Here is an 18,607-nt window from a genome sequence, read left to right as displayed (position 1 = left end):
ACTTTGCCGCTTTTGCAAAGTGAGTCGCTGTAAGAGCGAAACCATAGGCGGCCGTTACCTAACTAACGGATATTCACCCCCCCCTAGCTCAACAAAACAACCCCACCAGGCAACTCCGTACACTTAGCCCCATAAGCATCGCGAATCAAAAGCGCCACCCCCGCCAGCTGGTTCAAACTGAACCGCGCCTGCACCCGCCGCTTGCCCAACTGCGCATTCATTAACAGCAACATCCCCGGCCGATAGCGATTAATCTCATCCACCACCGTCGCCAACGTCGCGTTATCAAACACCAACACCTGCTCCCGCCAAGCCACCACCGCCTGCGTATCCACCGCCACCGGCTCACCCACACCGCTGGCGTCATACGTCACCTGCCGCCCGCTTTCGAGCCGAACCGTACGCCCACCCACCGCCACCGCCACCGCACCGTCGATGCACGTCACACACACACTGTGATCCGTATTACGCACATTGAACCGCGCCTGCGCCGTACTCAACCACCCACCGCCCGCCTGAACCCGAAGCGGCATCGCCACATTGGCCAACACCTCAACCTCCCCCTCCAACAACTCAATCCCATCATCACGCCGGCTGATCCGCGTCTGGGTATTGAGCTCCAGCCGAACACCGTCACTCAACTCAACCCGCCGCTGCTCCCCGACCTCCGTGCGGTAATCCGCCGTCAACCCGGCAAACCCACCCGGCACGGTCACTCGCACCATCAACACCGCCGCCGACGCCGCAATCGCCCCACCCAAAAACGCCCGCCGCCCAAAATGCCGCGGACGGGAAAACTGCTCAGCAGCGGGAGCCAATTGCCGCCACAACACCTTGGCCTGCTCGAACGCCCGGGCATGGTCCGGACTCTGGGCGCACCACTGGCGCAACGCCTTGGCATCCGCGACGGTGGCCCGGCCCGACGTCAGCAGCACCAGCCAATCACGCGCTTCATCGTGCAGGGGGCTGTCTGGCGTATTCCGGGCAGCGGAGAAGTTAAAAATGTTCAAGCGCGCAGGTACTCAACGGATTATCAGGGACTCAATCACTAAGACGGTTTTCCGGCACCGGGACCGAACCGCTGGATCACTTTTCTTTCAAGGCGCTGCGCGCAGTGGCCCAGCCCGGCCTTGATTTCCTTTTCGACCATGCGCGTGGAAATCCCGAAACGCCGGGAGATTTCCAGGTGCGGCGCCTCTTCCAGGCGCGCGGCGATAAGGATCTGGCGCCGCCGCGCCGGCAGTTCGTAGAGGGCTTTGAGCAGGGACTGGATTTCGCGCTGGCCACCCACCACCCGCGACGGGTCCTGGGCTTCATCCACCGTCTGCAGCAGCTCTTCGACCTCGCTGCCGGTCAGCAAGCGGGCATCCGCCTGGCGCCGGTCGGCAGCGATGTTCAGGGCCATGCGGTAGAGGTAGGCATTCGGTTGCGCCAGGTTCGGCGGCACGCCCATGCGGTCGACCCGCAGGTAGGTTTCGTGCAGCACGTCGTTGGCCAGGTCCTCCGAGCCCAGGCGCTTGCGCAGGCGCACCTTGAAGTCCTCGTAGGACGCCAGGAACAGGCTGACCATCGTGCTGTGGCCGGTGTCTTTCATGCCCCAAAAACTCCTTCCCCTGCTGTGCATTCCATGCGTGTTCCTGTTGAGTCGGGCATCAAAAGTAAGGTCACCGGCAAGCGCAGTGAACTGGGCGCCGGGCGTTCGACACGCGCAGCACGCAGGCCAAGTACCAGCGCTTCGTCACGCTGCAGGTCTCCGGTGGAGCTGACCAGGCGGCTGTGTTCGATCACGCCGTTGCGGTTGACCCACACCTGCACCAGCGCCCGGAAACTGCCGGGGCGGGTCAATGGCGAACGGCACAAACTGCGTTCGATCGCCTGCTGCAACGCCGTGGCATAGCTGTTGTTGATCCGTGCTGCATTGCCTGCCTTCAGCCCTCGGGGCTCTGCCGATCGGCTGACCTCGGGGACTTGCAGGGTGAACGCATCGCTGCGGGCATAACGCGCCATCAAGCCACTCCCTGTCAGCAGCAGCCCCAAGGCTTGCTGCGCACTGTAGCGGCCATGTACGCCGATGGAACGCCGGCCCCGGGTCAACTCGCGATCCACCAGCACCGCCATGCCCGTGGCATGGCTGAACGCTTGCAGGGCGCTGTCCAGGTTCTGCGCGGGCAGGTCCAGGATCACCTCGGCGCGCACGGCCTGCGCCAGCCCCACCAGCAGAGCCAGGCAGCAGCCCGCGTGCCTCCAAGCGCTCCTGCTCAGCATCGCAACACGTCCGACATAGCCTACAAAACCGTCATCCTGAGGCCAGTTTATGAACCTGATGTTACGGTGCCAGCAAAAAAAACATCACGGTGACGGGCAGCCCGCTGCACTACACTTTTGCGCCATACCGGCCCATTTCCCAGGGCCCGCCAGGAGGCACCGATGAACCTGTTCCCAACCCTCGCCAGCCTGTTGCTGTGTGCAGCCCTGCCGCTGATGGCCCACGCCGAAGGCCCCCCCGGCGGCTGCGCCGAGGTCAATGTGGATGGCTACAAGGCGCCGGACTATGGCTGCCTCAGCCAACAGATGGGCAACAACCCCGACGCCGCCAAGGCGACGCAGAAGAACCAGCAAGCGCAACAAGTGCCCATCGACAAGCGCAAGCCAAACCAGATCGGGCTTTCTACGCCGGCGGCGACCAGCGTGCGCATGGGCAATACCTTTGGTACTTCGGTGAAACCCCAGCGGCCTTGATCGCCGCTTGTCCCCCCCTGCGTACCCACTCGAAAAAAAGCCATTGTGTTATCGCGACAGCCGATGTTATGTTTCTAACAGACATTAAAAACACGACATTCGAGTAACATCAATGACCGGTAGCCGCGAAAGTGTCATGGATAAAAACAGCTTCCAGCGCACGCTGGAGCAGCAGTTCCCGACGCTGACTCCCACCGGCAAGCGCATCGCCACCTACCTGCTGGCCAACCTGCAACAGTTGCCGTTCGAAACCGCCGACAGCATTGCCCACCAGGCCGGCACCACCGGGATTTCGGTGGGGCGTTTCTTGCGCACCCTGGGCTATCGCAACCTCGATGACGTGAAACAAGGCCTGCGTGGCGACCCGCAAGCGTCCTGGCTGATCACCGACCGCCTCGGCGCGTTTCGCCAGGAGAACGATCAGGAAGACGCCCTCGACCGTTCCCTCAACCGCGAGATCGAAGCGATCCAGCACGTCTACGGCCTGGCCCGCAGCCAGGGTTTCGCCGACATCGTGCAGCACATCGTCGACGCCGACGCGGTGTTCATCCTCGGCATCCAGTCCACCCGTGGCATCCTCAATGCGTTCCACAGTCACCTGGAATACATTCGCCCCAAGGTCTATTACGTCGATGGCCTGTCGGGGATCTACGCCGAGACGTTGAACTCCGGCTTTGAAAAACCCTACGCCATCACGGCAGACTTTCGCGCCTATTCCAGCATCACCCCGACTTTCTGCGAAACCGCGAATGCCCATGGCCTGCCCCTGGCGCTGATCACCGATTTGCAATGCCCCTGGGCCCGGGACTACGACCTGGACCTGCTGCAACTGAAAACCGATGTCGGCCAGTTCTGGGACTCCATGGCGCCGCTGACGTGCCTGTTCAACCTGATGGTGTCTGCCGTCGCCGACCAGTACGGCGAGCGCCTGGACGCCCGTCTGGCGAAAAACCGCGCCCTGCAACAGGCTTTCGGCCAGTTTGAATCCTGACCCTACAAAGGAAATGTTTGAGTGAATACCAGCCCATTGGTAGAAATCGCCCCACCGGAATACCCGGTGCAGGTCGACCTGATCTACGCCAGTGCCGACAACCTGGCAGGCACCGTGATCTACCGCAACGCCCGCTGCCTGCTGCACACCGAAGCGGCCGCCTGCCTGCGCAAGGCCAGCCTTCTGGCGCGCCAGGCCGGCATGACCTTGCTGATCTACGACGCCTATCGCCCCGCCTACGCCCAGCAACTGTTGTGGCAAGCGCTGCCCGACCCGGACTACGTGCGCGACCCGCGCCTGGGCTCGCACCACACCCGCGGCGTGGCCGTCGACCTGACCCTGATTGATGAACACGGCACACCCCTGGACATGGGCACGGCCTTCGACGCCATGGAGCCCAAGTCCCACCAGTTCTATCCCGACCTGCCGCCACAGGTGCAGCGCAATCGCCTGCTGCTGTTGGGCATCATGCTCGGCGCCGGATTCAAGGCGATTGCCACCGAGTGGTGGCATTACGAATTGCCGGATGCCGAACTTTTCCCATTAATTGAGGAGTCCCACTGAACCAAGGAACGTACCATCACAATAATTAGCAGCACCCTTTAGCTCCAACTGCCCGGTTATAGATTTCATAAAAAAAAACCAACCCGCTTTTTCCTCTAAATAATCAAGGAAACCGGCATGACCCCAAGCAACCGCAAGACCCTCGCACTCTCCCTGCTGTGCGCCGCCCTGAGCCTGGGCGCGTGGCAATCGGCAAGTGCCGCCGCCCCCAAAGACACCCTGATGATCGGCAAGGCGGCCGACCCGCAAACCCTCGACCCGGCCGTGACCATCGACAATAACGATTGGGCGGTGACGTACCCGGCGTACCAGAAACTAGTGGCCTACAAAGTCGAAAACGGCAAGGGCAGCACCGACGTCAAGGGCGACCTGGCCGACAGCTGGACCACCTCGGCCGACGGCCTGGTGTGGGACTTCAAGCTCAAGCCCGGCAACAAGTTCGATGACGGCGCCGACGTCGACGCCAATGCGGTGAAGTTCTCCTTCGACCGTGTGATGCAGCTCAAGCAAGGCCCGTCCGGCGCGTTCCCGGATGACATGAAAGTCACCGTGGTCGACCCGCTGACCGTGCGTTTCACCCTGACCAAACCTTACGCGCCCTTCCTCTACACCCTCGCCCACAACGGCGCCGGCATCATCAACCCGGACGTGGTGAAACAGGGCGACGTCAACGCCTACCTCTCCACCCACACCGCCGGCTCCGGCGCGTTCCGCCTGACCAACTGGCAGAAGGGCCAGAGCCTGACCCTGGAACCCAACACCTACTACGCAGGCCCCAAGCCCGCGCTGAACAAGGTGGTGATCAAAATCATCAGCGAAGCCTCGGTACGCCGCCTGCAACTGGAGCGCGGTGACCTGGACATCGCCGAAGACATGCCCCAGGACCAGCTCACCAACCTGGCCAAAAAGAAAGACGTGGTGATCAAGGAGTTCCCGTCGCTGCGGGTGACCTACCTGTACCTGAACAACCAGAAAGCGCCGCTGAACAACCAGAACGCCCGCCAGGCAATCGTTGATGCGGTGGACTACAAAGGCATCGTCGACGGCATCCTCAAGGGCCAGGCCAAGCTGATGAACGGGCCGATTCCTGCCGGCATGTGGGCCAACGACCCGAGCCTGCCGATGATGAAACAGGACCTGGACGGCGCCGGTGCCAACCTGAAGAAACTCCCGGAAAAAATCACCAACCTGAACTACATGTACTCCGACAAGGACCCGGACTGGGAATCCATCGGCCTGACCCTGCAAGCCAGCCTGGCGCCGCTGGGGATCAACCTGAAGATGGAAAAACTGGCCAACGCCACCATGCGCGAGCGCCTGGGCAAGGGTGACTTCGACGTGTCGATCGGCTCGTGGGCGCCGGACTTCTCCGACCCCTACATGTACATGAACTTCTGGTTCGATTCGTCCCTGCAAGGGCTGCCGGGCAACCGCTCGTTCTACAGCAACCCGGTGGTGGACAAGCTGATCCGCGATGCAGCGGCCAACAACGACACGGCCAAGCGCACCGAGCTGTACCAGGAAGCCCAGAAGATCGTGCTCAAGGACAGCGTGTACGCCTACCTGTACCAGAAGAACTACACCCTGCCGATGCGTGATTCGGTGAAGGGGTACGTGTTCCACCCGATGCTGGAACAGGTGTTCAACGTGGCTGAGATCAGCAAATAGAAACTGCTGAGGCGCAACGGTGGTTGCGCCTGGCCCTTTCTATGTGGCGAGGGAGCTTGCTCCCGCTGGGCTGCGAAGCGGCCCCAAAAAAGCCAGGGCCGCTTCGCGCCCCAGCGGGAGCAAGCTCCCTCGCCACTACAAGCCTGCTTAACACCCGAGGTGCCTCATGGCCTTCCTGAATATGTTGCGCAAACGCCTGTTCGGCCTGATTCTGGTCGTCGTCGGCGTTTCGCTGATTACCTTTTGCATCTCCCACCTGATCCCGGGTGACCCGGCGCGCCTGATTGCCGGCGACCGGGCCAGCGACGCCATCGTCGAGAACATCCGCCATCAACTCGGCCTCGACCTGCCGCTGTACCAGCAATATGGCCGCTACATGAGCGACCTGCTGCACGGCGACCTCGGCACCTCGATCCGCACCAGCCGCCCGGTGCTTGAAGACCTGAAAGCCTTCTTCCCCGCGACCCTGGAGCTGGCGGTGGCCGCCCTGCTGCTCTCGGTGCTGGTGGGTGTGCCCCTTGGCGTGCTGTCAGCGGTCTACCACAACCGCGCCATCGACCAGATCGCCCGAACGCTGGCGGTCACCGGTATTTCCACCCCGGCTTTCTGGCTGGGCCTGGGCTTGATCGTGTTGTTCTACGGCCAGCTCGGCTGGCTGCCCGGCAGCGGTCGGCTGGACGAGGGCCTTGAGCCGCCGCGCACCATCACCGGGTTCTACCTGATCGACTCGCTGCTGGCCGGCGATATCCCGCTGTTCCTCAACGCCCTGCAGCACCTGATCCTGCCCGCTGTGACCCTGGGATTCGTCAACCTCGGCGTGGTCGCTCGGCAGATCCGCTCGGCGATGCTTGACCAGTTGGGCGAGGACTACATCCGCACCGCCCGCGCCTACGGTTTGTCGCGCTGGGCGGTGATCCTGCGTCACGCCCTGCCCAACGCGCTGATCCCGTCGATCACCGTGCTCGGCCTGACCCTCGGCGACCTGCTCTACGGCGCCGTGCTGACAGAAACCGTGTTCGCCTGGCCGGGCATGGGCGCCTATGTGGTGAAGTCGATCCAGTCCCTGGATTTCCCGGCGGTGATGGGCTTCGCGATCATGGTGTCGTTTATTTATGTACTGCTGAACATGCTGATCGACCTGCTCTACCGCGTGGTCGACCCGCGCATCGGCGAGGTGAATTGAGATGACCGCACCCGTGACAATGCCCGTACCGGTGCCCCTGGAGCAGCGCCCCACCTGGCGCGCGCGAATGGAATACCTGGGCTATCAAATAGGCCGCAGCCCGCTGACCATTGCCGGCCTGACCATCACCCTGATCGTGCTGATCTGCATGGCTTTCGCGCCGTGGCTGGCCAGCCATGATCCCAATGCCCTCAACCTGGCCCAGCGCCTGGCCGAACCTTCGGCCGAACACTGGTTTGGCACCGATGAAGTCGGCCGCGACCTGTTCAGCCGGGTGCTGTACGGCAGCCGCCAGTCGGTGGGCGTCGGCCTGTTCGTGGCGTTTTCGTCCTGCCTGATGGGCGGGTTGCTGGGCTGTCTGTCGGGGATTATCGGCGGGCGGTTCGACAGCCTGATCATGCGCCTGATGGACATCATGCTGTCGGTGCCGTCCCTGGTGCTGATCATGGCCCTGGCCGCAGCCCTTGGCCCGAGCCTGTTCAACGCGATGCTGGCGATCACCGTGGTGCGCATTCCGTTCTATGTGCGCCTGGCTCGCGGCCAGGCCCTGAGCATTCGGCAGATGGGCTACGTCAAGGCGTCCCAGACCTTCGGCGCCGGGCGCTGGCACATCGTGTCATGGCACGTGGGCCGCAACGCCATGCCGCCATTGCTGGTGCAACTGAGCCTGGACATCGGCAGCGCGATCCTGATGGCCTCGGCCCTGGGTTTCATCGGCCTCGGTGCGCAACAGCCCACCGCCGAATGGGGCGCGATGGTCGCCACCGGGCGCAATTTCATCCTCGATAACTGGTGGTATTCCACCTTCCCGGGGCTGGCGATCCTGGTCACCGCCACCGGTTTCAACCTGCTGGGTGACGGTGTTCGTGACCTGCTCGACCCACGGCAACAGGGGAAATGACCATGTCCAGCCCGGCAGTGCTTGCCATCGACAACCTGAGCCTGGAGTTCCCGGCTTACCGCAATAACGTCCAGGCCCTCAACGGCGTGTCCTTGCACGTCAACCCCGGCGAAGTCGTCGGCGTGGTGGGTGAGTCCGGTTCCGGCAAATCCGTCACCGCGATGCTCAGCCTGCGCCTGCTGCCGGAGCGCAGTTACCGGATCACCGCCGGCAGCCTGCAGATGCTCGGCCGCGACATGCTGGCTGCGAGCGAGAAAGAGCTGTTGCAGATTCGCGGGCGTGACGCGGCGATGATCTTCCAGGAGCCAATGACCGCGTTGAACCCGACCCGGCGCATCGGCCGGCAGATGCTCGACGTGATCATCCATCACCAGCGCCTGAGCAAGGCCGACGCCCGCGCCAAGGCCATCGCGCTGCTGCGGGACATGCACATCGCTGACCCCGAACAGGTGCTCGACAGCTACCCTTTCGAACTCTCCGGCGGCATGCGCCAGCGAGTGATGATCGCCCTGGCGTTCTCCTGCGACCCACAGCTGCTGATCGCCGACGAACCCACCACCGCCCTCGACGTCACCGTGCAACGCCAGGTGCTGTTGCTACTGCGGGAAAAAGCCCGGGAACGCGGCACTGCGATTTTGCTGATCACCCACGACATGGCCGTGGTCTCGCAGTTCTGCGACCGGGTCTACGTGATGTACACCGGCGCCGTGGTGGAAGAAGGCCCCACCGCCCAAGTCATGAGCGACCCGCGCCACCCCTACACCCAGGGCCTGCTCAGCGGTTTGCCGGAACAGGTGAAACCCGGCGACGACCTGCTGACCATCCCCGGCCAGGTGCCCAACCTGGCCGCCCTGCCCTCAGGCTGCACCTTTCGCGAACGCTGCCCACAGGCCATGAGCCAATGCACCACGCGCCCGCGCCTGGATCTGATCAACCCTGCCGGCACCCGCAAAAGTGCGTGCTGGCTGACTGCCGGGGAGTCGGTGTAATGACAGTGTCCCAGGATTCACTGCTGGCCCTGCGAGATGTACGGGTCAAATTCCCGGTAAAAACCGACTGGCTGGGCCGCCCGCGCGGTTACGCCCACGCCCTCAACGGCATCGACCTGCAAGTGCGCCGAGGGGAAACCCTGGGCATTGTCGGCGAATCCGGCTGTGGCAAAAGCACCCTCGCCCAACTGCTGATGGGCTTGGTCAAGCCCAGCGATGGCGAAGTCGACTGGGTCTACGAAAGCGCCCGGGAACGCCACCGCCACGTACAGATCGTGTTCCAGGACCCGCAATCGTCCCTCGACCCGCGGCTGCCCATCTGGAAAATCATCACCGAACCGCTGTACGCCCTCGGCGACACGCCCAAGAGCGAAATGCGCACCATCGCCGCCAAGGTCGCCGCCCAAGTGGGCATCCGCGCCGAATACCTGGACCGCTACCCGCACCAGTTCTCCGGGGGCCAACGGCAACGCATCGCCATCGCCCGCGCCCTGGCGTCCAACCCGAGCATCCTGGTGCTGGACGAGCCCACCTCGGCGCTGGACATCTCGGTGCAGGCGCAGATCCTCAACCTGCTGGCCGAGCTGCAACGGCGGCTGGGGCTGACCTATATCCTGATCTCCCACAACGTTTCCGTGGTGCGGCACATGGCCGACCGGGTGGCGGTGATGTACCTGGGGCAGATTGTGGAACTGGGGTGTGCCGAGCAGGTGCTGGAACAGCCGAAGCATCCGTATACCCAGCTGCTATTGGAAGCGGTGCCCAAGCTTGGGGTGGCGCTGGATGATGCCTACGTCAGTGCGCCGACGGAGCTGCCGGGGAACCGGGTGTTGCCGGCCGGGTGTTTCTTTCTCGACCGCTGCCCTAGGCGCACCAAAGGGTGTGAGCGGCCGCAGCGGTTGACGGGGGGGATGAGTCAGCAGGTGCGGTGTCATCTGGAGCATCCGTGAGGCCTTGAGTCGAGCGTGGCCTCTGCCTGGGTGGCAGAGGTTCCCTCCATCGGCAATGCTTCAGCGCTCGACCAGTAAGGTCCTTGGCAATACAAACCCTTCAAAGCTGCGCTGGGTGATCGGGTTGTTGGCCTTTTCCGCGCTGACCCGATACCGCATGAGCCCGTCCGCCACCATGAATGTCAGATCAACACTGGTGGGCGTGCGACCGTTGAGCTGGCCACGACTCAGCAACCGGAACAATGACCAAGGCCCCCGCTGGCCAAGAGTGGCGGTGTTTCCGGTGGTGTGGACCAACGTCAATTGGCTGCCACTGACGCTGCCCAACGTGTTGGGCCAGACCAGGCCGGTGCGTTGGAGCGGCCCGTGGCTGTAGGGGATCATCTGCCCGTCGACACTCAACACACTGCTCAAGCGCGTATCCCCCCATGACCTCTCGTTGGGGGCAACCCGTCCTACAAGACAAAACGCAATTTCCGACAGACCTTCCTTAAAAACGCCACTCCCCCATCTATTAACGAGCCAGCACCGAAAAAATGCGCTAATCCCTACAACACGGTGCCCGTAACGCCGCTGTACGGAACCAATACACGACACCAGCAGATCGCTACGCCGTGCGCTGCAACCCCCCACACGAACGGCGAAAGGAGGACGCATGACACAGGACGTCATGAACCAGAAAACCCACCCTAAATCCGTCAACAGACAATCAGGTGAGCGCCTGCGAACGCTGCTCCACGAATGCAGCATTTCCCCGATGGCGTTTTCCGAGTTTCTAAACGTCAGCCCCCAGTGCCTGAATAATTGGTTTATGCGCGGCATCCCCAAGCGACGTATCGCCGAGATTGCAGGGCTCCTGAGTGTCAATGATGTGTGGCTGGCAACAGGCGCAGTTCCAGCCTTGATCGTGGCCAGTCAGAAACAAAAATGTAGCACTCGGTAACACCCGGCCCCATTGCAGTGCACCTTCACCGCAACGGGGCCCCGCTTCCTCCCGCCCCTGCGGCCCCCGCACCCCATGGCGCAATTCGTGCATCTGTCGCCACTCCCCTACCACCTGAATTCCCCATGCGCCCCAAGGAACTGAAACTCTGGACCTCCGGTGTCGCCCACCTGCTGGACCTGCCCGCCGGCCACCCTCGGCTCTCGGGCCTGAGCCACTGGTTGCGGCAGATCTGCCCGGTGGATCATTTCGTTCTGTTTGTCTACGAAGGCAATCACCGGCCGCTGGCGATGTTCGATACCTTCTGCGCCGACAAGCGCGGGGTGTATGTCGATGACTACCAGTGCGGCCCGTACCTGCTGGACCCGTTCTACCTCGCCTGCACCCGCGGGCAGGCGCCGGGGCTGTGGCGGTTGCGGCAGTTTGCGCCGGACCACTTCTACCTCGGCGAGTATTACCTGACCTATTACCAGCAAACCGGGCTGGCGGAAGAAGTGGCGTTTTTTGTCGACCTCGGCGGCGGCGCCACGGCGGTGTTGTCGCTGATGCGCTCCACCGCCAGTTGCGCGTTCAGTCGCGACGAGATGCAGTTGATCGAATGCGCCCAGGCGGTGGTGGAACAGGTGATCAACGAGGCCTGGCGCCTGCGCCAGGCGCAACAGCCGCGACCGGCCCAGGACCTGGACTTCAAGATCCGCGAAGCCTTCGATCAGTTCGGTGCCCACATCCTCACCGGGCGCGAACAGGAGATCGTGCAACTGTTGTTGCGCGGGCACTCCAGCGCTTCGGTGGCGGAGCAACTGAGCATCAGCCCGGGCACGGTGAAGATTCACCGCAAGAACATCTACGCCAAGCTCGGCATCGGCAGCCAGTCGGAACTGCTTGGCCTGTTTATCCGCGACCTCACCGGCCAGGAACTGGTGGCCGTGGCCTGATGCCTGAAAGCGACTCTATCCCCCAAGGGATATATACAGCGTAAAACCCCGATTGCTAGTTTGGCCCTCGACGCAATGAGTCATCACTGCACATCGAGGAAGCCGGACCGTGAACGACACTTCGCCAAGCGACATCGAATTCTGCAACGTGGTCAAACGCTACGGCGAGGTGCAGGCCGTCAATGGCCTGGATTTCTCGGTGCGGCGTGGCTCGTTCCACTCCTTCCTCGGCGGCTCGGGCTGCGGCAAGACCACCACCCTGCGCATGATCGCCGGCTTCGAGCAGCCCACCAGCGGCGAGGTGCGCCTGGCCGGCAAAAACGTCGCCGGGGTGCCCGCCTTCGAGCGCCCGGTGAACATGGTGTTCCAGCATTACGCGCTGTTCCCGCACCTCAGCGTGGCGCAGAACATTGCCTATGGCCTGCGCTATCGCACCCCGCGCCCCGACAAGAAAACCCAGGCACGCATGGCCGATGAAGCCCTGGAGATGGTGCGCCTGAGCGGCTTCGGCCAACGCAAGCCCAGCGAACTGTCCGGCGGCCAGCAGCAGCGTGTAGCCCTGGCCCGGGCGCTGGTGAACAAGCCTACGGTGTTACTGCTGGATGAGCCCCTGGCCGCCCTGGACCGCAAGCTGCGCAAGGAGATGCAATCGGAACTGCTGCGCTTGCAGCGTGAAGTCGGCATCACCTTCGTGCTGGTGACCCATGACCAGGAAGAAGCGCTGTCGATGAGCGACAGCATCAGCGTGATGCACAACGGTTCGATCATCCAGACCGCCACCCCGGAACAACTCTACGAGACGCCGGCCAGCCGTTACGTCGCCGACTTTATCGGCGAGTCCAACCTGTTCAACGGCACGGTGCGCCGCCTGCAGGGCAACTCGGTGGTGTTGCGCACCGCCCAGGGCCTGGAGCTGACCAGCCCGCTCACCCCCACCGGCAAAAGCCTGAATGCGGATGCCGAAGGCTGCATCGCGGTGCGCCCGGAGCTGATCAGCATTGCCGGTGCCAGTGCAGACCTGGCTCGGGAAGTCACACTGCCGGGTTGCGTCGAAGACCGCATCTACCTGGGCAACTCCACCGAATACCGCGTGCGCACCCAAGCCTTTGGCGTGGTCTGCGTGCGAGTGCCACGCCAGCAGGATCAAGGCCCGCAGGCGTTCGAACACGGCGCAGCGGTCAGCGTCGGCTGGGATCACGCCAATGGGTTGGCCATGGCGTTGTAAATCACCTTTTATCCAACGAATGTGGAGCGTGTCATGGACCAGAAGACCTTTCTCAAAACCCTGCGCAGCTGGCAGAACGGTTCCATCAGCCGTCGTGAGTTCCTTGGCCGTACCGGGCTGGGGCTGGCCGCCGCGGTGGTCGCCACGAACATGCCGGGGCTGCTGACCTCCACCGCCGAGGCCGCCGAACAGGCCAAGCTCGGTGATCGCCTGTCCCTGGCCACCTGGCCCAATTACCACAGCCAGGAAAACCTCGACAATTTCGCCAAGGCCACCGGCGCACGGGTGTCCATGAGTGTGTTCGGCTCCAACGAAGAAATGCTCGCCAAACTGCAGGCCGGCGGCAGCGGCTGGGACGTGCTGGTGCCCACCAACTACACCATCAGCACCTATGTGGGCCTGGGTTTGATCGAACCGCTGGACCTGTCGCGCATCCCCAATTTCGATGCCTCGGACTTCCAGCAGAAATTCATCGCCCAGGGCACGGTGGACGGCAAGGTGTATGCGGTGCCGAAAAACTGGGGCACCACCGGCATGTGCTACGACACCGAAAAGCTAAAGAACGGCCCCACCAGCTGGAAGCAATTCTGGGACATGGCCCAGGGCCCGGCCAGTGGGCGCACGATGGTCCACGACTACCAGTTGACCGCCATCGGCAACGCCCTGAAGAGCTTCGGCTACAGCTTCAACTCGCTGGACCCCAAAGAGCTGGCCGATGCTGAAAAACTGCTGATCCAGGTCAAGCCGCATTTGTTCGCGATCAACTCCGACATCCAGCCCTCGATGCGCAGCGGTGATGCCTGGCTGGCGATGTCCTGGACCGGCGACGCCTCGCAGTTGCACCGCGACCTGCCGCAGATGCACTTTGAGTTGGGCAAGGAAGGCGGCGAATTGTGGAGCGACTTCTTCGCGATTCCCAAGAGCTCGGAGCACAAGGACGCAGCCTATGCCTTCATCAACTACCTGCTGGACCCGCAGCACAACAAGCTGGAAGTGTTGAGCCATGGCTACCCGAGCGGTGACAAGCGGGTGGACGCGTTGTTGCCGGTGGCGATGCTCGACGATCCGATCATGTACCCGGCCGCCGAGGCGTTGAGCCCGCTGGAATTTGGCGCGGCGGCGACGCTGACCAGCCCGGCCCGGGCCGAGTTGATGGCGCGATTCAAGTCCGCCTGATCACCCAGCCATGGCCACTGAGGAGTCCCCCATGAACGCCGCCACTCACCCTTCCACGGTGACCGCCCTGCCCCTTGCCGCCCGCCAGCGGCGCAACCTGGGACGGCGTATCACCCTGCTGATGCTGTTGCCGTCGACCCTGTGGTTCCTGCTGCTGTTGTTGATGCCGCTGGTGATCATCCTGGTCTTCAGCTTTGGCGACCGCAGTGCCGTAGGCGGCTACGCGGGTGGCTTCACCCTGGCCAACTACCTGAACCTTGGTTCACGGGCCGCGGCCTTCGGCAACACGCTGATGCTGGCGCCACTGGGTACGCTGGTGTGCCTGGTGGCGGCCTATCCGCTGGCGTACTTCCTGGCGGTCAAGGTCAGCAAGAACCGCTCGCTGCTGCTGACCCTGGTGATCGTACCGTTCTGGACCAGCTTCCTGATCCGCACCTACGCCTGGATCTTCCTCCTCAGCGGCAAGGGCATCCCGGCCCTGCTGGCGAGCCTGGGCCTGGAAGATGTGCGGTTGATCAACACGCCCTGGGCGGTACTGATCGGGATCGTCTACGGCTACCTGCCGCTGATGGTGTTCCCGATCTACGTCAGCCTGGAAAAACTCGACAAACGCCTGCTGGAAGCCTCGGCAGACCTGGGCGCCAGCGCCTTTGAAAGCTTTCGCCGGATCACCCTGCCGCTGTCCGCGCCGGGAATCATCACCGGGGTAATGCTGGTGTTCATCCTGTTGATGGGCGAGTTCCTGATCCCGGCCATCCTCGGCGGCGGCAAGGTGTTTTTTGTCGGCAATGCCCTGGTGGACCTGTTCCTGCAATCGCGTAACTGGCCGTTCGGCAGTGCGCTGGCGATGACCCTGGTGGCGATGATGCTGCTGATCATCGGCGTGTATTTGAAGCTGGTGGCACGCTACGGCGGCCGCCCTGCCGACGGAGGCTTGTGACATGTGGCTGCGCAGCTATTCGACTTCGCTGTACCTGTTTCTGTATGCGCCGATCGCCTTGATCGTGCTGTTCAGCTTCAATGCCGGGCGCAGTGGCCTGGCGTTCGAGTGCTGCTCGGTGCAGTGGTTCGGCCGGGCCTTTGGCAACCCGTTCATCATGGAAGCCCTCGGGCACAGTGCATTTATCGCCACGTGCTCGGCGTTGATCGCCACGCTGTTCGGCACCCTGGCGGTGTTCGGCTTGCAGCGTGCCGGGGCCAAGGTGCGGCTGCTGTTTGACGCCCTGACCTACTGCGCGATCATCGTGCCCGGCATCGTCATCGGTATCTCGACGTTGATCGCCTTCATCAGCCTCTTCGATGTGATCAACCCGCTGCTGGCGAGCTGGATGCCCAGCCTGCCGCGTTTGAACATGGGCTTCTTCACGGTGATCGCCGCCCACTCGCTGTTCACCATGGCGCTGGTGATGGTGATCGTGCGCAGCCGCGTCGACACCCTGGACAAGGCGCTGCTGGAGGCGTCTGCCGACCTGTATGCGCCGCCGATGCAGACCTTCTGGCGGGTGACCCTGCCCCAGATCAGCCCGGCAATCATGGCCGGATTCCTGCTGGCGTTCACCTTCAGCTTCGACGATTTCATCATCGCGTTCTTCGTCGCAGGCTCGGAGACCACCTTGCCGATCTACATCTTTTCCTCAATCCGGCGTGGGGTCACACCGGAGATCAATGCAGTCTCGACGGTGATCATCTGCCTCTCGCTGGCCTTGCTGTTTACGTCTCGCCACCTGCAAAACCGCCGTATCCAGGAGCCTCACCATGCGTGATCAACTTTATATCAATGGCGAGTGGGTCAGCCCGGACCTGGGCGGCTACCTCGACGTGATCGACCCGGCCACCGAGCAGGCCTTCGCACGCGTGGCCGCCAGCACCGAAGAAGACATCGACCACGCCGTGCGCGCCGCCCGCCGCGCCTTCGACAATGGCTGGAGCCAGACCAGCGGCGCCGAGCGCGGCCAGTGGCTCGACGCCCTGGCGGACGAGCTGGAACACGCGCAGCCGGCGTTGGCGGAACTGGAAGTGCGCGACAACGGCAAGCCCTTGCCCGAAGCCCAATGGGACGTGGGCGATGCGATTGGCTGCTTTCGCTATTACGCCGGCCTGGCGCGGGAGCTGGACCAGCGCCAGGACCAGCCACTGGCGCTGCCTGACGCGCGCTTTCGTTGCCGTATTCGCCACGAGGCGATTGGCGTGGCCGGGCAAATCATTCCCTGGAACTACCCACTGCTGATGGCCGCGTGGAAGGTCGCGCCGGCCCTGGCGGCCGGTGCCACCGTCGTGTTGAAACCTTCTGAGCTGACGCCCCTGACCGCCCTGGAACTGGCCGCAGCCGCCGACCGTATCGGCCTGCCCGCCGGGGTGTTGAACGTAGTCACCGGCCTGGGCCAGGACGCCGGCAGCCCACTGACCGAACACCCCGGGGTCGACAAGCTGGCCTTCACCGGCAGCGTGCCCACCGGGGCAAAAATCATGGCGGCGGCGGCCCGCGACATCAAGAACATCAGCCTGGAACTGGGCGGTAAATCGGCGTTCATTGTGTTCGACGATGCCGATATTGAAGCCGCCGTGGAATGGATTCTGTTCGGGATTTTCTGGAACCAGGGCCAGGTGTGCAGCGCCACTTCACGCTTGCTGGTGCAGGAAACCATCGCCTCGCGCCTGATCGAACGGCTGGTGGAAGAAACCCGCAAGATCACCATCGGTTCGGGCATGGAGCCGGGCGTATTGCTGGGGCCGCTGGTCAGCCAGGGGCAGCATGAAAAGGTCCTGGGTTTTATCGACCAGGGCCTGGCCAGCGGCGCCCGCCTGCTGACCGGAGGCCGGCGCCCGGCGCACCTGGAGCGTGGGTATTTCATCGAGCCTGCAATCTTTGACGAGCCGGCGCTCAACAGCATCCTCTGGCGCGAAGAAGTGTTTGGGCCGGTGCTGTGCGTCAAGCGGTTCAAGACTGAAGAGCAGGCCCTGCAGATGGCGAATGCCAGCCGCTTCGGTTTGGCAGCCGCGGTGATGAGTGCCGACCTGGCACGCACGGCGCGGGTTGCCAATCAACTGCGGGCGGGGATCGTGTGGGTCAACTGCTCGCAACCGACCTTCGTCGAGGCGCCGTGGGGCGGGATGAAGCACAGCGGGATCGGGCGTGAGCTGGGGGAATGGGGCTTGCACAATTACCTGGAGGTCAAGCAGGTGACGGAGTACATCAGTGAGGAGCCGTGGGGCTGGTACCTGAACTGAAACGGTTTGCAGGATTATCAGAGAGATGGGGTCACGTATTTAACAAGATTTTCATATCCGCAAGGCTATGATCTGCCACCTCGTTGGGGAGTAGCCTGCTTCGGATTCTCGAAGCGTTCGTATCAACATTCTCGGCAACATGCCGTGGTGCGAACACCATTTTGGTTGGTGAGACCAGCGACACATCCATGCCTGAAGTCGGGCGTGTGGCTGTGTCGTTGACTCATATAGCCCGACTGGAAGCCTTACCGTGAACCCCATTTCCCTGATTCTTCTCGCCCTGGCCATGTCCACGGACGCCTTTGCGGCAGCCATCGGCAAAGGCTCCAGCCTGCACAAACCACGCTTGACCGAAGCCCTGCGGGCCGGCCTGATCTTTGGTGTGATTGAAGCCATCACGCCGATTATCGGCTGGGCCATCGGCCAGGCTGCCACCCGCTGGGTGGAACAGTGGGACCACTGGATCGCCTTCACCCTGCTGGTCGCCCTGGGCCTGCACATGATCTACAACGGCCTGAAGGCGGATGATCCTGAGGAAGAGAAACCGACCCAGCACTCGTTCATGATCCTTGCAGTCACCGCGTTTGCCACCAGCATTGATGCCCTGGCCGTGGGTGTGGGCCTGGCATTTGTCGATGTGAATATCCTGGTGGCCGCGGCGGCTATCGGTCTCGCGACGATGACCATGGTGACTATCGGCATGATGCTCGGCCGGGTGCTGGGCACGGTGGTGGGCAAGCGCGCCGAGATGGTCGGCGGCGTGGTGTTGATGCTGGTGGGTGCGACGATTTTGTATGAGCACCTGTCGGCCTGATCAACCCATACCAAAATGTGGGAGCTGGCTTGCCTGCGATAACGGAGTGTCAGTCAACAATGATGTCGACTGATACATCGCCATCGCAGGCAAGCCAGCTCCCACACTGGATCTACTGCAACTTATCGAGCGTAACTCAGGCTGCGTGTTTTTCTTTCTTCAGGCTGTCGATGTCGATCACAAACCGATACTTAACATCGCCCTCGAGCATGCGCTCGGAGGTAAGTCTTGGCCATTTCGTTCACCTGTGCGTTCAGACGGTTGAAGTCAGTTGACCCGCATAGACGCTGAACTGTTCAAC

Annotated in this window: 19 protein-coding genes, 1 pseudogene and 1 riboswitch; of the genes and pseudogenes, 16 read left to right on the top strand and 4 right to left on the bottom strand. The window is 62.8% G+C overall.

Annotated features, from left to right (window positions below):
• Positions 1-83 precede the first annotated feature (83 nt).
• From HX875_RS17290 to HX875_RS17280, 3 genes are read right to left on the bottom strand one after another with little or no spacing between them, the layout of a single operon-like run.
• Positions 84-1,010: a FecR family protein gene (locus HX875_RS17290; RefSeq protein WP_177044095.1), complete on the bottom strand. Its 927-nt coding sequence runs from the start codon at positions 1,008-1,010 to the stop codon at positions 84-86.
• Between the two features lie 38 nt (positions 1,011-1,048).
• Positions 1,049-1,594, bottom strand: coding sequence for an RNA polymerase sigma factor (locus HX875_RS17285; protein WP_177044094.1), 546 nt, complete (start codon positions 1,592-1,594; stop codon positions 1,049-1,051).
• On the bottom strand, positions 1,591-2,265 hold the full coding sequence (locus tag HX875_RS17280) for an energy transducer TonB family protein (RefSeq protein ID WP_177044093.1): 675 nt from the start codon (positions 2,263-2,265) through the stop codon (positions 1,591-1,593). The genes HX875_RS17285 and HX875_RS17280 overlap by 4 nt, the downstream gene beginning before the upstream one ends.
• A gap of 162 nt (positions 2,266-2,427) precedes the next feature.
• Here HX875_RS17280 and HX875_RS17275 point away from each other — a divergent pair, with 162 nt between their 5' ends.
• The 8 genes from HX875_RS17275 to HX875_RS17240 all read left to right on the top strand — a co-directional run bounded on the left by HX875_RS17275 (position 2,428) and on the right by HX875_RS17240 (position 9,985).
• Positions 2,428-2,739, top strand: coding sequence for a hypothetical protein (locus HX875_RS17275; RefSeq protein WP_177044092.1), 312 nt, complete (start codon positions 2,428-2,430; stop codon positions 2,737-2,739).
• Between the two features lie 136 nt (positions 2,740-2,875).
• Positions 2,876-3,730 carry a MurR/RpiR family transcriptional regulator gene (locus tag HX875_RS17270; RefSeq protein ID WP_177044091.1) on the top strand — a complete coding sequence of 285 codons (855 nt, stop codon included), beginning with the start codon at positions 2,876-2,878 and terminating at the stop codon, positions 3,728-3,730.
• Positions 3,731-3,751: 21 nt separating this feature from the next.
• Positions 3,752-4,294: a D-alanyl-D-alanine dipeptidase gene (gene ddpX / locus HX875_RS17265; RefSeq protein WP_177044090.1), complete on the top strand. Its 543-nt coding sequence runs from the start codon at positions 3,752-3,754 to the stop codon at positions 4,292-4,294.
• A 117-nt stretch (positions 4,295-4,411) separates the two neighbouring features.
• Entirely contained in the window at positions 4,412-5,962 is a 1,551-nt protein-coding gene (locus HX875_RS17260) for an ABC transporter substrate-binding protein (RefSeq protein WP_177044089.1), read from the top strand.
• Between the two features lie 166 nt (positions 5,963-6,128).
• On the top strand, positions 6,129-7,145 hold the full coding sequence (locus tag HX875_RS17255; protein WP_177044088.1) for an ABC transporter permease: 1,017 nt from the start codon (positions 6,129-6,131) through the stop codon (positions 7,143-7,145).
• Between the two features lie 19 nt (positions 7,146-7,164).
• Positions 7,165-8,046: a D,D-dipeptide ABC transporter permease gene (gene ddpC / locus HX875_RS17250; protein ID WP_371321483.1), complete on the top strand. Its 882-nt coding sequence runs from the start codon at positions 7,165-7,167 to the stop codon at positions 8,044-8,046.
• Entirely contained in the window at positions 8,043-9,035 is a 993-nt protein-coding gene (locus HX875_RS17245) for an ABC transporter ATP-binding protein (protein ID WP_177044086.1), read from the top strand. The genes ddpC and HX875_RS17245 overlap by 4 nt, the downstream gene beginning before the upstream one ends.
• Positions 9,035-9,985, top strand: coding sequence for an oligopeptide/dipeptide ABC transporter ATP-binding protein (locus HX875_RS17240; protein WP_177044085.1), 951 nt, complete (start codon positions 9,035-9,037; stop codon positions 9,983-9,985). Before HX875_RS17245 ends, HX875_RS17240 begins: the two co-directional genes overlap by 1 nt.
• Positions 9,986-10,045: 60 nt before the next feature.
• Here HX875_RS17240 and HX875_RS17235 read toward each other — a convergent pair.
• A pseudogene (locus HX875_RS17235) lies at positions 10,046-10,396 on the bottom strand (type VI secretion IcmF C-terminal domain-containing protein); the annotation flags it as partial.
• A 244-nt stretch (positions 10,397-10,640) separates the two neighbouring features.
• On the opposite strand from HX875_RS17235, the gene HX875_RS17230 reads away from it, so the two are divergent.
• From HX875_RS17230 to mntP, 8 genes are all read left to right on the top strand, one after another.
• On the top strand, positions 10,641-10,928 hold the full coding sequence (locus tag HX875_RS17230) for a hypothetical protein (RefSeq protein WP_177044084.1): 288 nt from the start codon (positions 10,641-10,643) through the stop codon (positions 10,926-10,928).
• 125 nt (positions 10,929-11,053) lie between these two features.
• A complete protein-coding gene (locus tag HX875_RS17225) occupies positions 11,054-11,863 on the top strand; it encodes a response regulator transcription factor (protein ID WP_177044083.1) in 810 nt (269 codons plus the stop codon).
• A 109-nt stretch (positions 11,864-11,972) separates the two neighbouring features.
• Complete coding sequence (locus HX875_RS17220; protein ID WP_177044082.1) at positions 11,973-13,088, top strand: ABC transporter ATP-binding protein; 1,116 nt, start codon at positions 11,973-11,975, stop codon at positions 13,086-13,088.
• Between the two features lie 33 nt (positions 13,089-13,121).
• Positions 13,122-14,264 carry an ABC transporter substrate-binding protein gene (locus HX875_RS17215; RefSeq protein ID WP_177044081.1) on the top strand — a complete coding sequence of 381 codons (1,143 nt, stop codon included), beginning with the start codon at positions 13,122-13,124 and terminating at the stop codon, positions 14,262-14,264.
• Between the two features lie 31 nt (positions 14,265-14,295).
• Entirely contained in the window at positions 14,296-15,204 is a 909-nt protein-coding gene (locus tag HX875_RS17210) for an ABC transporter permease (RefSeq protein ID WP_177044080.1), read from the top strand.
• Position 15,205: 1 nt separating this feature from the next.
• Positions 15,206-16,027, top strand: a complete 822-nt coding sequence (locus tag HX875_RS17205; RefSeq protein ID WP_177044079.1) for an ABC transporter permease — start codon at positions 15,206-15,208, stop codon at positions 16,025-16,027.
• Positions 16,020-17,492: an aldehyde dehydrogenase family protein gene (locus HX875_RS17200; RefSeq protein ID WP_177044078.1), complete on the top strand. Its 1,473-nt coding sequence runs from the start codon at positions 16,020-16,022 to the stop codon at positions 17,490-17,492. The genes HX875_RS17205 and HX875_RS17200 overlap by 8 nt, the downstream gene beginning before the upstream one ends.
• A gap of 71 nt (positions 17,493-17,563) precedes the next feature.
• Positions 17,564-17,732, top strand: a riboswitch (yybP-ykoY riboswitch).
• Positions 17,733-17,742: 10 nt separating this feature from the next.
• Positions 17,743-18,306, top strand: a complete 564-nt coding sequence (mntP, locus tag HX875_RS17195; RefSeq protein ID WP_177044077.1) for a manganese efflux pump MntP — start codon at positions 17,743-17,745, stop codon at positions 18,304-18,306.
• Positions 18,307-18,607: the final 301 nt, after the last annotated feature.

This window comes from Pseudomonas yamanorum (assembly GCF_013386765.1).
Classification (GTDB): Bacteria; Pseudomonadota; Gammaproteobacteria; order Pseudomonadales; family Pseudomonadaceae; genus Aquipseudomonas; species Aquipseudomonas yamanorum_A.
The sequence above is the reverse complement of the archived record's forward strand: the minus strand, read 5'-3'. Positions and strand labels throughout refer to the sequence as shown.

Excerpts from the sequence above, each read along its gene's own strand:
- HX875_RS17260 (WP_177044089.1), top strand. The coding sequence starts at position 4,412 with ATGACCCCAAGCAACCGCAAGACCCTCGCACTCTCCCTGCTGTGCGCC.
- HX875_RS17270 (WP_177044091.1), top strand. The coding sequence starts at position 2,876 with ATGGATAAAAACAGCTTCCAGCGCACGCTGGAGCAGCAGTTCCCGACG.
- HX875_RS17245 (WP_177044086.1), top strand. The coding sequence starts at position 8,043 with ATGACCATGTCCAGCCCGGCAGTGCTTGCCATCGACAACCTGAGCCTG.
- HX875_RS17225 (WP_177044083.1), top strand. The coding sequence starts at position 11,054 with ATGCGCCCCAAGGAACTGAAACTCTGGACCTCCGGTGTCGCCCACCTG.
- HX875_RS17255 (WP_177044088.1), top strand. The coding sequence starts at position 6,129 with ATGGCCTTCCTGAATATGTTGCGCAAACGCCTGTTCGGCCTGATTCTG.
- HX875_RS17285 (WP_177044094.1), bottom strand. The coding sequence starts at position 1,594 with ATGAAAGACACCGGCCACAGCACGATGGTCAGCCTGTTCCTGGCGTCC.
- HX875_RS17240 (WP_177044085.1), top strand. The coding sequence starts at position 9,035 with ATGACAGTGTCCCAGGATTCACTGCTGGCCCTGCGAGATGTACGGGTC.
- HX875_RS17200 (WP_177044078.1), top strand. The coding sequence starts at position 16,020 with ATGCGTGATCAACTTTATATCAATGGCGAGTGGGTCAGCCCGGACCTG.
- HX875_RS17210 (WP_177044080.1), top strand. The coding sequence starts at position 14,296 with ATGAACGCCGCCACTCACCCTTCCACGGTGACCGCCCTGCCCCTTGCC.
- ddpC (WP_371321483.1), top strand. The coding sequence starts at position 7,165 with ATGCCCGTACCGGTGCCCCTGGAGCAGCGCCCCACCTGGCGCGCGCGA.
- HX875_RS17230 (WP_177044084.1), top strand. The coding sequence starts at position 10,641 with ATGACACAGGACGTCATGAACCAGAAAACCCACCCTAAATCCGTCAAC.
- HX875_RS17280 (WP_177044093.1), bottom strand. The coding sequence starts at position 2,265 with ATGCTGAGCAGGAGCGCTTGGAGGCACGCGGGCTGCTGCCTGGCTCTG.
- HX875_RS17275 (WP_177044092.1), top strand. The coding sequence starts at position 2,428 with ATGAACCTGTTCCCAACCCTCGCCAGCCTGTTGCTGTGTGCAGCCCTG.
- HX875_RS17205 (WP_177044079.1), top strand. The coding sequence starts at position 15,206 with ATGTGGCTGCGCAGCTATTCGACTTCGCTGTACCTGTTTCTGTATGCG.
- HX875_RS17215 (WP_177044081.1), top strand. The coding sequence starts at position 13,122 with ATGGACCAGAAGACCTTTCTCAAAACCCTGCGCAGCTGGCAGAACGGT.